Source organism: Aliiroseovarius sediminis (assembly GCF_022678485.1).
Lineage (GTDB): Bacteria > Pseudomonadota > Alphaproteobacteria > Rhodobacterales > Rhodobacteraceae > Aliiroseovarius > Aliiroseovarius sediminis.
Window position 1 is genome coordinate 100250 of record NZ_JALBYP010000032.1, and the last position, 13748, is coordinate 113997.

The 13748-nt window shown below is 61.2% G+C and carries 11 protein-coding genes; 3 read left to right on the plus strand and 8 right to left on the minus strand.

What is annotated here, in order from left to right; all coding sequences use genetic code 11:
* Positions 1–21: 21 nt before the first annotated feature.
* The 7 genes from addA to regB form a co-directional block, all read right to left on the minus strand.
* Positions 22–3393, minus strand: coding sequence for a double-strand break repair helicase AddA (gene addA / locus MN186_RS09505; RefSeq protein ID WP_242114137.1), 3372 nt, complete (start codon positions 3391–3393; stop codon positions 22–24).
* The gene (gene addB / locus MN186_RS09510) at positions 3390–6335 is read right to left on the minus strand and encodes a double-strand break repair protein AddB (protein ID WP_242114138.1); all 2946 of its coding nucleotides are present in this window, start codon (positions 6333–6335) and stop codon (positions 3390–3392) included. The genes addA and addB overlap by 4 nt, the downstream gene beginning before the upstream one ends.
* Entirely contained in the window at positions 6328–7011 is a 684-nt protein-coding gene (locus MN186_RS09515) for a nucleotidyltransferase family protein (protein WP_242114139.1), read from the minus strand. The genes addB and MN186_RS09515 overlap by 8 nt, the downstream gene beginning before the upstream one ends.
* Positions 6993–8006: an aminoglycoside phosphotransferase family protein gene (locus tag MN186_RS09520; RefSeq protein ID WP_338024986.1), complete on the minus strand. Its 1014-nt coding sequence runs from the start codon at positions 8004–8006 to the stop codon at positions 6993–6995. The genes MN186_RS09515 and MN186_RS09520 overlap by 19 nt, the downstream gene beginning before the upstream one ends.
* Positions 8003–8500 (minus strand): tRNA (adenosine(37)-N6)-threonylcarbamoyltransferase complex ATPase subunit type 1 TsaE, encoded by a 498-nt coding sequence (gene tsaE / locus MN186_RS09525; RefSeq protein ID WP_242114141.1) that lies wholly within the window; start codon positions 8498–8500, stop codon positions 8003–8005. Before tsaE ends, MN186_RS09520 begins: the two co-directional genes overlap by 4 nt.
* A gap of 44 nt (positions 8501–8544) precedes the next feature.
* Positions 8545–10128, minus strand: a complete 1584-nt coding sequence (locus MN186_RS09530) for a PAS-domain containing protein (RefSeq protein WP_242114142.1) — start codon at positions 10126–10128, stop codon at positions 8545–8547.
* 114 nt (positions 10129–10242) lie between these two features.
* Entirely contained in the window at positions 10243–11661 is a 1419-nt protein-coding gene (gene regB, locus MN186_RS09535; protein ID WP_242114143.1) for a sensor histidine kinase RegB, read from the minus strand.
* Positions 11662–11762: 101 nt separating this feature from the next.
* Between regB and MN186_RS09540 the strand changes: the two genes are divergently transcribed.
* The 3 genes from MN186_RS09540 (at position 11763) to MN186_RS09550 (ending at position 13367) form a co-directional block, all read left to right on the plus strand.
* A complete protein-coding gene (locus MN186_RS09540; protein WP_242114144.1) occupies positions 11763–12392 on the plus strand; it encodes an SCO family protein in 630 nt (209 codons plus the stop codon).
* Positions 12393–12474: 82 nt separating this feature from the next.
* Positions 12475–13029, plus strand: a complete 555-nt coding sequence (locus tag MN186_RS09545) for an ActR/PrrA/RegA family redox response regulator transcription factor (protein ID WP_242114145.1) — start codon at positions 12475–12477, stop codon at positions 13027–13029.
* A complete protein-coding gene (locus MN186_RS09550; RefSeq protein ID WP_242114146.1) occupies positions 13029–13367 on the plus strand; it encodes a hypothetical protein in 339 nt (112 codons plus the stop codon). The genes MN186_RS09545 and MN186_RS09550 overlap by 1 nt, the downstream gene beginning before the upstream one ends.
* Here MN186_RS09550 and MN186_RS09555 read toward each other — a convergent pair.
* Entirely contained in the window at positions 13357–13716 is a 360-nt protein-coding gene (locus MN186_RS09555; RefSeq protein WP_242114147.1) for a GNAT family N-acetyltransferase, read from the minus strand. The genes MN186_RS09550 and MN186_RS09555 overlap by 11 nt on opposite strands.
* Between the last annotated feature and the right edge of the window lie 32 nt (positions 13717–13748).

Sequence of the window (13748 nt, forward strand, 5' to 3'; positions counted from 1 at the left end):
AAACTATATGTTGTGGTGAACCTAGGTAGGCAGGCGGGTTGCGTCAAGGCGACCGAAGGCCTCACCGACCAATGCACCGGGGAATTCCATCAATTCACGGGTTTGTGTCCAAAGGATCGCGGTGCGCACGGTTCGATCTGGATATATTTGCCCAAGCACCGCGCGATAGGCACCCAACTGCCGCAACAGGCCATCAGGTGTTTTGTCGGGACTGGCCGGGACGACGCGGTTCGTCTTGAAATCCACCGCTAGAATGTCGTCGTCGGTGACAATCAGCCGGTCGATGACGCCATGCAGCACCCGCCCGTCGAATTGGTCAAGCGTTGCCGTTACCGGCACTTCGGCCAGATCCGCATTGGCGAAAATCGAGGCCAGCGCAGGGGTGGTCAGCACCGCGCTTGCTTCGTTCAGAAGCTCGGTTTGTTCGGACTCACTGGTCCCATCTTCACCCGTTGACAGAAGGAACCGGGCCGTATCGGCCCAGCGGTCGGGCGGGATCAGCGGCAGATGCTCCAACAGCAAATGGATCTGCCGTCCCCGTTTCAGAGCGTCATCAAGGTCGCCGAATGCGGCCTCGCCGGGCAGAGCCTTGGCGCCGCCCAGATCGGATGGGGTGATCGCCTTGGCCGCAACCACTGGGGGGCCTGCGCGGGTCTGAAGCCAATCGGGTAAGGGTTGGGCCATATCAGAGTCTATTTCTGGTGCGTTCGTGGCAGGAGCAGGCCAGTCGCCGACTTGATACCGCTTGCCTGGTCCGGTAGGCATTTCGCAATCGACGCTTCCAACCTTGGCCATGGCCGCTTCGCAAATCCGATACCATACGTCTGATTCCGGCTTTCCGACATCCCCGGCAGCGGCCAGAATCAGCCATTGTTCGGCCCGCGTCATCGCGACATACAGCAGCCGGGTGCGTTCTTCGATCTCGGCCTGCCGTGTGGTGTCGGCGACCTCTTCTATCGCCTCGGTGCGGTCTTCTTTGTTGGGCGAAAAGAATGCTTGCCCCTCGGGCAGTTTTGCCACCGATGGCATCGAGGACGCCTTGCGCTGGGCCAGGTCGGGCAGAATCACGATCGGCGCCTCAAGCCCCTTCGAGCCATGCACGGTCATCACCCGCACCTGATTGCCCACCGAATCCATCCGCCGTTTGATCGTGACCTCGTCTGATTGCAGCCAGGTCAGAAAGCCGGTCAGGCTGGGTGTGCCGGTCACTTCGTACGCCATAGCCTGCGCCAACAACGCGTCGATACCGTCCTCGGCCTCGTGCCCCAGGCGGGCCAGCAGTTTCTTGCGCCCCCCGTGGCGGGTCAGCGCACGTTCCAGCAGTTCATAGGGGCGCAGGAAATCGGCGGAATCGCGCAGGTCTTGCAACATACGCAGCGTGTCGGGCGCGGTGTCGGCGTGTTCAGACAGCGCGCGCCACAGGAATTTGCCCTTGCTGCGTGGATGGGCCAGCCGGAACAAAGCATCCTCGGACCAACCAAAAAGCGGCGAGCGTAAGGCGGCGGCCAGCGACAGGTCGTCTTCGGGCGTGGCAAGAAAGGACAGAAGCGCGGTCAGATCCTTTACCGCAAGCTCGGCCCCGATTTTCAACTGATCCGCGCCAGCAATCGGGATTGCGCGGGCCTTGCAGGCGCGGATCACCTCGTGAAACAGTTCCTTGCGCGACCGGACAAGCACCAGAATATCGCCCGCCTGAACCGGGCGTTGGGTGCCATTTTCCGTTGGAATAGTCTCGGTTCTGATCATGCGATCAATGTCGTCTGCGATACGCTCGGCGAGCTGTACGCGGTGATCGCGGGGCGACGGCAGGTCGACGGGATCATTCCAGTCGCGGTCTTCGTCATGCGTCACCGGTTCAATCTCCGGCCACAGATCGACGCGCCCTGGTTTTTCGTCGAAATAGGCGTGATGAAGGAAATCGCCGCCCAACCCATCGCGCGCCTTAAGGGCTTGGTCGACGAACGCCAAAATCGCGCGCGACGACCGGAACGAGTATTCAAGCGGCATCTGCACCAGATTACGCCCCACTTGCGACAAGCGGTCGGCGAAGGTGTTGCGCATTCGATCGAACGCAGCAGGCTCGGCCCCCTGAAAGGAATAGATCGACTGTTTCGGATCACCAACCACGAAGATTGTGCGCTCGACCCCGTCGCGCGCGCCGAGCCCGCTGGTGAATTCCCGCGCCAGATTATCGACAATGCGCCATTGCGCGGGGCTGGTGTCCTGCGCTTCGTCGACAAGGATGTGGTCGATGCCACCGTCGAGCCGAAACAGCACCCACGCAGCGATGGAAGGGTCGGTCAGAATCGCGCCGGCCTTCAGGATCAGATCGTCGAAATCCAGCCAGCCGCGGTCAAGCTTTGCATCCTCATACAGCCGCACGAAGTGATACGCGAAGCGATGCAGGGCACGGGTGCGTTCGAAATTGGCAAGGGCGATACGGGTCTTGCGGGCGTCTTCGACCCGCTGCATGAAGGCATCAAGTTGGGGCATGATCGCAGCGCAGGCCCCTTCGCGTGTCGCCTTGGTGGGAAAAGACCCTATCTTTGCGGAAAACGGCGAAGACTGCAGGATCATGAACCGACAACAGCGCGACAGAAGGTCAAGCGAGGGGGTCGTGAAGTCGCCCCCCGCAAGGTGCCCTGCCGCTTTCTGTTCTGTGCTGCTGCCGGTTTTCAGAATCTCGGCCAGCTTGGCCAGCATGTCCAGATCGCCCGGATGGAACAGCGCGTCCAGAATGGTACGTTCGTCCATTGTGGGCAAGGTGCCGAACCAGCCTGCGATGTCCGCGTCCGAGGGTTGATCGACGAACAGCGTCCGGTTGCCCGTGACCTCGGCGGTCAGGCGGTCCAGATCCTCGCCGGTGAAATGCTGTGACAGCGCGATCACGTGATGCGCCAGCGGCCCTTCGCTCATCCGGTCAAGGATGTCGGCGCGCAGATCGGTCGCGGCGCGGTCGTCCATTTCCTTGAATTGGGGCGAGACGCCCGCCTCCATCGGGAAGCGGCGCAGAAGGGATGCGGCATAGGCGTGAATGGTCTGGATCTTCAGCCCACCCGGGGTTTCAATCGCGCGGGCGAACAGCTGCCGGGCCAGCGACAGGTCGCGCGGTCCCTCAAGCCCCAGCTTGTTCAGCGCGGCGATCAGGTCGTCATCGTCCTTCATCGCCCATTCACCAAGGCGTTGGAACAGGCGGTTCTGCATCTCGCTTGCCGCGGCTTTGGTATAGGTCAGGCACAGGATGTTCTGCGGCGATACCCCGTCCAGAAGCAGCCGCGCGACCCGGTCCGTCAGAACGCGTGTCTTGCCCGACCCAGCATTGGCCGACAACCACGTCGAGTTGCCGGGGTCCGCCGCGCGAATTTGGCTTTCGGATGCGTCGTCGCGTGTCATTGGCCCACCCTCACCGTTACAGGTTCTGCGCTGTCGTCCCATTCCCCGAAACGGGCCAGGTGGTCATAGTCTCCGTCAAACCGCTGCTTGTGCACGGCCCGCCGCGCTGTGAAGCCCTGATCGGGGGCGTGATAGGCGCGGATCAGGTCCAGCAACTCGGCCTGCACGGCGTCAACATCCGGAGCAGTTAGCGCGACTTGCATCGTCTTTTTCGGCGTCAGACCGATATAGGCGATGCTTGCCACCGGACTTGCAGATATGTCTCTAAACCCGCCCAACTTGGCGATAACCGCTTCAAGCAGAAGCTGTTTGTCATAGTGTTTCTGCATCTTGTCGCTGGGGGGTTCGCCGGACTTGTAGTCATAGATCGCAAGCAGCCCGTCATGTTGGCGGTCGATGCGGTCGGCCTTGGCGCGCAGGGTGAAGCCGGGGTCATCAAACGTGACCTCACCCCAGACCTCGTTGGCAAGATTGTCGGCGGTGGCGCGGCGGGTGCGTTCTTCGGCCACGAACCAATCGGCAACCCGGCCAATCCGGGCGTGCCAAAGGATGCGCGTGGCGGGCCACGGGACATTTTCTTCCAGCACCTCGGTTGCGATATCCATCAGGCGGGCGACTTCGAATGTCGGGTCTGCGGTCGGGTCTGCGTTGCTTACATAGCGTTCAAAGACCGCGTGCAGGACGGTGCCGCGAATACGCGCATCCGCTTGCAGGCGCACCGGGTCCAGCGGTCTGAGATGCAGCACTTTGTCAGCATAAACCGCATAAGGATCGCGGATCAGCTTGGTCACGCCGGTTACGGAAAGCGTGTTCGGGCGCGCCGACACAGGCGGCGCGGGGGACGGGCGCGGCTCGGGCTGGATCACCTTGGTTGGCGCATCCAGCCGGGTTGCCAAATCGGCCCAGACCGCCCCACGCGCACGCATATCATCCAGCGCCTGCTTGCCTTCTGCCGACATGCCGCCGAGCAGGTTACACAGCCGGTTCAGCCAACGTGACGGGATCGTTTCACTATCTTCATCGCGGGTGGCGCGGGACAGAAAGACCTGTTTCGTCGCGATGGCTTGTTGGAAATCATGTGCGGCCAGACCGATGCGGCGTTCGGGCAGCAACAGCCCGGCATCCAGCCGCATCTTGCGGTTCAGCCAAGGGTCGGCCCCCGGCAGTTCGGGCCATGTGCCGTCATTCAGACCGGCAAGGATGACCCGATCTGCGCCTTGCACCCGCGCCTCGAGCGTGCCCCAAAACATCACGCCGGGATGCGGCGTCACGGGATCGCGCACTACGCCGGAGTTGAGGACCGACAGCAGCAGGTCGCGATAGGCCGATGCGGTTAGGATACCCCCGTATCGGGCATTTTCCGCCAGATCAGTGACTGTTTCCAGCGCTTTGCGTCCTGCGGTTTTTTCCCACAACTCGCCTGTTCCCTCAGCCGTGGTGCCTTGTGCGATGCGTTGCGACAAGGCCAGATGCGCGTCCACCAATGCGGTCAAATCACGCTCGCCGGGCTGTGTCTGGTTCAGGAAGGTTTCGCCCACCCAAAGCGCCCAAGCGGCGCGGGCGGGTTCTTCTGCAAACCTGTCGGCCCATTCCGTAATCGCTTCGGCGCTGGGCGGCGCGTAACGGCCGCGCAACACCTGAAGTTCCAGATCACGCGTCCAGCGCAGGTGGTCGCCACGGCTGCCCGGGGTGCTGTGGGTCAGGGGGTGCTTCAGAAGCGCAAGCAAAACTTCGGCGCTGGTGTCGTCGCACAAAAGCTGGGCGGTCTGGCGCAGGAAACGACCCGGCGCGGACAAGGCCAGCGGGCGGCCGGCGCTGTCGTCAGGTTCAATCCGCCAGCGATCCAGCGCCGCCGTAACCTGCCGTGTCAGGTTCCGATCGGGCGTGATCAACGCGATTGGCACACCGTCTTCGACCGATCGTCGCAGAACGGCTGCGATGGCCAGAGCCTCGTCCCGTGGGGTGCGGGTTTCGATCAGGGTCAGGTCGTCAGTGGCGGTCGTGATCCCTTGAAATGCCTTGCCTTCGGTCTGCCATTGGTCGGTGACGGGGGCCGGGCGCAGGGCAAGCGACACAAGGCGGTTGCGGTCGGGCGCTGGCGGGGATGAGTTCGTCCACATCTGCACCTCGGTTGGCCCGACCCCCGCACGTTTCAGGAGCTTGGCAAAACGGTATTGGGGGTGATCCTCGGCGGTCATGGCATCGTTAAGCTCGCCCCACGTCCGCGCGGGCATATCCGTGTCGAAACCGGGCAAGATCACCGCGCCTTGCGGTAGCGTCGCGACCGCGTCCATCAACAGCGCGGTGGTGCCGCGCGACCCGGTGGAACCTGCGATCAGGATCGGATGATCAGGCGGCGTGTCGCGCCATTTGGCAATCGTCGCTTCAATCACCATGCGCTGACGGGTCTCGATATCGGGGCTTTCGCGGGCGTCGTCCTCGAAATACTGTTCGACGAGTGCGATGAACTTCAGGCTGCGCGCCCAGTGTTCGGACATGTCCCCGACATCAAGCGATTGCAGCGCCCGCGGGTGGACGCCTTCGCTGTGCATTTCGTCCATCAGATCGGCAAGGCTGTCAGCCAGATCGAACGCGGCGGCCTTGGGCGCAAGGTCTGGTTCGCGCGCGATCAGGGCGGCAATCAACTGGCGCAGCTCAAGACGGCGACGCAGCGGGGCGACCGGAGGTGGCACCTCGTGCAGCGCAGGGTCGCGAGCCAGATCGGTGATCAACCGGATGCGCGGCAGGAACCGGGTCTGACCGTCAAACAGGCTTTGCACCCGTGTGCGCATCCGGCTGGTGTTCACGAAAACGTCGACCCGGGCCAAGGCATCCGGGCTGGCGCCTGTGGTGCGGCTTAGCAGGCCATCAACCAGGGCTTGCGGGAAATCGACACCCAGCGGCGTGGCGAAAATACGGGGGGTGTCAGAGGGGTCAAACATCGGTTGCCCTCAGCATTGTTTCGGCCAGGGTAATCCCCTCGGGATGGCCCACATCGCACCAGCGCCCGCCATGTTCTATGCCAAACACGCGGCCATCGGCCAGCAGCCGATCCCACACGACATTCAGGGAAAAGACGTCCTGGGCGACACCTGCGACGGCGGCGGTCTTGATGATCTGGCAGCCAGTATAGGTCAGCCCCGCGCCCCGGCGAAGCGACCCGTCTGGCCCCATCAGGAAATCGCCCTGGCCTTTGTGCCCAACCGCGTTTTCCGGTGCGATCAGCATCAGCAGCGCGTCCATACGGTCAGGGTTCCATGCATTCAGCAGCACAGTCACCGGGTTCGGTCCGGTCCACACCGCGTCAGAGTTCAGCGTGACCAGATCATCGCCATCCAGCAGGGCTAGAGCCTGTTTCAGCCCGCCCCCGGTCTCAAGAAGCCGCGGCGTTTCATCTGAAAACGTGATATCCCGATCTGCAAGGTGATCGATCAACTGATCACCCAGATGGTGCAGGTTGACGATGGTTTGCTCAATTGTGCTGTCGTCGATCAACGCAAGTGCGTGGTCGATCAATGGCTTGCCCGCGACCGGGATCAGAGGTTTCGGCAAGGTCTGTGTCAGGGCGCCCATCCGGGTGCCGCGACCGGCCGCAAATATCATCGCTTCGTTGGGCATGGCGTCCTGAGCTGGTTTAGGAAATCGGGGGTAGGTTTGGGCAAAGCGGCGGTCAGCATGTCGCGCAGTTCCGCAAGCGACGGATGTGCAAGGTCGGTTTGCAGATGGCCCCAAACGCGCGGGATCAGGTCAATATATTGGGGCTTGTTCATATCACGTGACAGCCGGGCGAAGATGCCCAGAATGCGCAGATTGCGCTGGGCGGAAATCAGGGCGGCCTCGGCCCGGAAGGTGGCTTCGTCAAATCCCCTCATCTGGCAAAACAAACCAATCAAGTGGTCGGCAAGGTCCGGCGACACATCGCGTCGCGCGTCGCGGACCAGAGACATCAGGTCATAAGCGGGGTGAGTTTGCACCGCGTCCTGAAAATCCAGCAACCCGACACGGGCTTCACCCGTCCGGTCGGGCAACCAGATCAGGTTCTCGGCGTGATAATCGCGCAGGGCGACATGGCCGAAATCGTCAAGCTGGGACAGGTGATCATGTATCCAGCCGATCACGTCGTGGGCGCGGTCGTCCAGATCAGCCACCGGCGCGGCGCGGTAGTGTAGAAAGACCAGATCGGTCGCACGGGCCATCCGCGCCGCATCATAGCGCGGCAAATCGGGATTTGGGTGATCCTGCACAATTCCGATGACACGCATCGCAGCTTCGTAAAGAGGTGCTTCTGAGTCGGGGTTGTTTGTGATCACATTGGCAAACACCCGGTCCCCCAGATCCTCAAGCAGCAAGAAGCCGTGATCAAGATCTGTCGCAAAAATGGCCGGGGCCGACAGGCCCGCCGCGCGAAGATGCTTTGCCACGGCCACGAAAGGCGCACTGGACCCGGCGCGATCGGGAGGCGCATCCATCAAGATGGCTTTTTGGCCTGTTTCCGGGCGAAATAGTCTCTGATACGACCGGGCAGAGGCATCGCCTGCGATGGGTCTGCAAGTGGCGCTTGCCCAACCTGCGGCGATCAGGAACTGCGAACCTATGTCAGCGCGCGCCATCATGCTTGCATGGCCTTCATCACGCGATCTTGCCAGATATCGGCATCGCCGGTGATTGTGATCACACGCTCGTCCTCGGCACCCGTATCGTCGCTGGTCGCAAACGATAGCGTCAGCGCTGTTTCGGGGCGCAAGTCACCCAGGCGGTCGGGCCATTCGACAAGGCAAATGGCGTCGTCAAAGGCTTGCGTCAGGCCCAGCTCCTCAACCTCGTCGGGGTGGGTCAGGCGATAGAGGTCCGCGTGCCAGAGCTCGACCGGCCCGGCGTTGTAGGTCTGGACCAAGGTGAAGGTGGGTGACGGGACATCTTCAACCGCGCCATGTTGGGCCATTCGGTGCTGAATCAGCGACCGCGCAAAATGCGTCTTTCCCGCGCCGATCCCACCTTCCAGCAATAGCACATCGCCCTTCGTCAGCCGGGCAGACAGGTTAACGGCAAACCGGCTGGTCTGGTCTGGTGAGGAAGAGTGGAACTGATGACAAAACGCCTGCAACATGACAGGAGTTGTAGCTGCCTGTCAGGGTGACGCAAGCCCGTTGTTCACGCGTCCGCCGCCTGCAGCGAGGCCTGTGGGCCAAGCGATTGCTGTTCCTGCGTCGCTGGGCCGAATCGCACCATCGTCGCGCCACGCATCATGGGGGTGACGGTGCAGGTCAGCCTGCGTCCATCGGTCAGCGAAATAAGGCGGTCCCACGCTACCCGTTCGCCATTCTTCGCGACGAATTCCTTGAGGTGTTGCCAAACCGACGTATCGCCGCTGATCTGGCGCCAGGTCTTCACTGCGTCGCCCAGATGCACGTCACCCAGCGTGGTTGACGGATCGTTGCCCCAAAGTTGGCTGTAGGCCTTGTTTGACAGTGACAGCACCCCCCCCGCCGAGAAGATCGCGATGGCGTCGTCGATGCAATCCAGTGCGGCTTGACCCATCTCAAGCTCGGACCGGAAGCGGCGGGTCAACGAGATTTCCGAGCTGATATCTTCGAACAGAAACGCCACGGCGCCATCAGGATGCGGGCGCCCGGTTACGCGATAGGTCTGGCCGGTCGGCAATGCCCATGTTTCTTCATAGGTGCCATTGACCGCCGCGGCCTCTAAATCAGACATCTGTTGCCGCCATGAGACATAGTCTTTTGGCTCTGGCATCATCCGTTTTTCCCGCAGCCGGTCCAGAAAACTGGACAGAGTGGGCCTGCCGACAAGAAAGCCCACGGGCAGCGCCAACAGATCGGTCAGGGCGGGGTTGAACAGGGTCAATTGTCGCTTGCGGTCGAAGATTGCCAGCCCGATGGGCAAGTGTGCGAAGGTCTTGGTCAGGGTCGTGATGAATTCGGTGCGCGATGTTTCGGCCCTAACGATGTCGTCGGCGGGCACGGCTGAGATCAGTCGTTCCTTGCCAAGCGATGCCTCGTGCAGGTCAAACCAGTGGCGCGTTTCGTCACCGGGAAACTGAATGGCGACGCGGCCGGGCTGGGTCAGGTCTTTTGCCTCGACCAATTGGCCGCGGTGAAAGATTTTCCGCGGGGGCCATGTGGCGATGTCGTCGTCGGCGTCCATCTTGGCCGCCAGATCAAGATAGGCCTTGTTCGCCCATGTGATCGCCCCACCCTCATCTTCGCGCCATACCATAAGCGGCACATGTGCCGAGGTCGCGCGCAGGCTGTCCAGTTCCTGCTGCATCGCCTCAAGGCTCAGCCGGTCCATTGCGGTGGTGGTGAGGTGGCTTTCGTTGTCGATCAATTCGATCCGGGCCAGCCCGTCGCACCATCCGGCTTTCAACACATTGCCCCCATCAAGCGAGGTCAGGGTCAATGTCCCCAAATCCGCAAGGTCGCGCATCCGGTCTACCAAGTGCGGAAAACGTGTGCGCAACAGCTGCGCGAAGCGCTGCCAGTCGGAATACGTGTCGCTGTTCTGGCCCGCCAGCATCATTTGACGGGCTGCCGGTGTGGCGTCGCAGATCGTTTCGTCATCGAACAGGAAAATCATTGCCCCATCCGCCGTGCCCGCATCATCGCGCAAGCTTTTCCGGCGCCGGTTTTCGACCACAGACAGGGCCAGAAGTGCGGTCAGGGCCGTCAGGAATGCGACCAGAACGATGCCGACTGACAGGAATGTATTATACATCTGCGCCCCTTTTTCACTGTGGCGCGCCCGTCGCGCCGTTGCTGGCAGTGGGGCCTACCGTAAACAAGCGATGGTTAATGAAGGTTTAACCATCCTTCAGGGGGCACAGGCGCGCTATCCGAACAACAGGTTTTCACCCAACCCGCCCTTGGCGGGGGCTTGTTCGATGCCATCGTCGTCGCGCAGCCAGAGGACCTGAGCAATGGCGCCCGACTTTTCGCGCGGGTGCGGGCGCCCGGTGTAAGGTTCGGTGCCATTGGCGAAACTCAAAGTTGCGCCTGTGCGTTCCAGCAAGGTCTTTGCGATGAACAAGCCAAGGCCCATCCCTTTGTATTCGCGCCGCTGGCCCTTGTCCTGTTGGGATTTCCTGCCACGGATGAACGGGTCACCAATCCAGCCGATCAATTGTGGTGGATACCCGCGCCCGTCGTCTATGATGCGCAGCTTGATGTCGTCCGGGGTCCAGTCGATCTCGATCCAGACGGTCGTGGCGGCATAATCAACGGCGTTCTGGATCAGGTTGCGCAGGCCGTGAATAACCTCGGGCCGGCGGGCGACGATGGGTTCATCCGAGGGGTCGTTCAACTTCGACACGACAGCGATTTCAAGTGTCTTGCCGCGATTCGCGTGTGGCTCGGCGGCTTCTTCAACCAAGGTGACCAGTGGCACGCTTTTCATCAGCATGTCATCCTTGCCCGCGCGCCCCATCGATTGAAGAATGTCGCGGCAGCGGTCGGCCTGCTGACCAATCAGCGTGGCGTCATCGCGCAAATCGGCGTTGGCGTCCAGTTCGTCCACGAGCTCGGATGCGACCAGCTTGATCGTGGCAAGGGGCGTGCCAAGCTCGTGCGCGGCGGCGGCCACGACACCACCGAGATCGGTCAGCTTCTGTTCGCGCGACAGGGCCATTTGGGTGGCCAGAAGCGCCTCGGACATCGATTGCAACTCGGACGAGATTCGGCGCGTATAAAGCCCCAAGAAGCCGATCGAGGTGACGACCGCGACCCAGATGCCGAACACGAACACATCGGGCATGACTAACGTTTCACCGCCTTGCGTATGCAGGGGGATGTTGAAATCGGCAACGGCAGTGGTCGCGGCAATGGCAACGCTGCCGACAATCACGGTGGCGCGGGTCGACAGAGCGGTGGCGGCGACGGTTACCGGCGCCACGATCAGCACCATGAACGGGTTGTGAAGCCCCCCGGTCAGAAACACCATGAACGCCAGTTGCAACGTATCAAACAAGAGCATTGCGATGGCGTTTCGTTCGTTCAGACGCGCGTTTTTGGGGAAGACCGTGATCGACACGAGGTTGGCGATCACGGCAAGGCCGATCGCGACTGCCGCAAGCCCAATATTGATCTCAAGCGAAAAAAGCGTGATCGACACGATAATTGCAGCAATCTGACCGAAAACAGCTGCCCATCGCAACGCCACAAGCGTGCGCAGCCGCACCCAGCGGCCCCTTAGGATATCCGGTGCAGTGGGCGTGGGCTGATGCTCGATCAAGCCTTGGGCGCTGTCGCTCATGTGATCGATGGTCTGCTTGTTTCGGGTTGCGTCATTGTGAGCCCTTGTTAGTTCTGCGCAAAAGTCGGATCAATGCCGACACTACAGTCAGGAGAAAGCCGATGAGCCGTATATATGTCGTTGTTGGTGCCGTTGCCATCGCCGTATTGGCGGGTGTTACATGGTATGTCACCACCGGTGACGCGGACAAGTTTGCACAATGTCGCGCGGGTGCAGTCGGAACTGGGGCGGCGTCAATCGGTGGGCCATTCGAGTTGATGAATGAAACCGGCAAGGTTGTGACGGACACGGATGTTATTACAAAACCGACGCTGGTTTATTTCGGCTATACATTTTGCCCCGATGTCTGCCCGCTGGACAATGCGCGCAATGCCGAGGCCATGCGCATGTTGCAGGACCGCGGATACGATGTGCAGTCGGTCTTTATCTCAGTCGATCCCGAACGCGACACGCCAGAACAATTGGCTGATTTCACAAGCTATATGCACGAAGATATGATCGGCCTGACCGGCACGCCTCAGCAGGTGAAGGCCGCAAGTCAGGCTTACAAGACATATTACCGCAAGCATGAACCGGAAGAGGGGCAAGAGGATTATTACCTCGTCGATCACTCGACCTTCACCTACCTGATGTTCCCCGAATTGGGCTTTGCCGACTTTTTCAAACGTGATGAAACACCCGATGCCATGGCCGACCGTGTGGCATGTTTCATTGATGCGGCCGCAAATTAACCGCTACCGCCGCGTTGAAATTGACCTTACTGTGCTTAATGCATAGATAAAGTTGAATAAGACGCGAACTGGAGGGCGGCCCATGACGGCACAGGAACAAGAAGCAATTGGCGACGATCCGAGCCTGCTGTTGTTGGATGACGACGAGCCATTCCTGCGCCGCCTTGCCCGGGCGATGGAAAAACGCGGCTTCGCGCCGGAAACTGCCGGGTCCGTGGCCGCCGGGAACGCCATCGCAACCGCTCGTCCACCCGCCTATGCGGTGGTTGATTTGCGGCTTGAAGATGGCAACGGTCTGGATGTGGTCGAGACCATTCGCGAACGCCGCCCGGATGCCCGCATCGTCGTGCTGACCGGATACGGCGCGATTGCGACGGCTGTTTCCGCGGTGAAGCTGGGGGCAAATGATTATCTGTCAAAGCCCGCCGACGCCAACGATATCATGAACGCCTTGCTGGCGAAATCCGATGAACTTCCCCCGCCCCCCGACAACCCAATGAGCGCGGACCGCGTTCGGTGGGAACATATCCAGCGTGTTTACGAGCTGTGCGACCGCAACGTGTCCGAAACGGCGCGGCGGTTGAACATGCACCGGCGCACCTTGCAGCGCATTCTGGCGAAGCGCAGCCCGAAGTGATGCGCCTGCTGGCCCTACTTGCGGTGTTGGCCGGTCTGACGGCCTGCATGTCACCCGCGCCCACGCGCAGTTCTGTTGTCATTCGCCCCGATGCCGCCGGGCTTCAGGTTGACCCGGTGAACAAGCGGATCGACTTCGGACGTTCGCCCAAAGGCGTTGTGCCAGCGCTGGATCGCGAGGTGGGGCGCCACAAGGCGCTGCCGCTTGACGGTTGTCCGGCGGGCGTTGTGCAGCAGTTGCAATGGGACGATCTGGTGCTGACCTTCACGCGGGAACGATTTGTGGGGTGGAAAGATGGTGGAGCATCGTCGGGTACGACTTGCCCTGCTACTGGCTGACTACAAAGCATTTTCGATCAAGCGTGTCGGTCAGCTCGTGCGTCTTGAATCCCGTCGCCTCGTAATACGCAATTCCCAATGGATTATCCCGACCAATTGATGCTTCGATCTTCTTGATCCCTGCGTCACGCGCGGCAGCCACGCTGTCTGCGAACCGCAAGGGCCCGATCCCACGCCGTCCAGCATCCAGCGCCACATAAGTTCCGATTTCTCCCCAACCGTCCGGCGTGCCGTATGGGTTATTGATTTTGGGCAGGATTAGAGACTGAAACCTTACCATTCGCCCAACTTCATCTTCGGCGACCGAACAGCGGACATTGTCTGGATTCTGGATATAATTGGTCCGCATGTGTTCCGCGTCACGGGATCGTGTACTGCCTC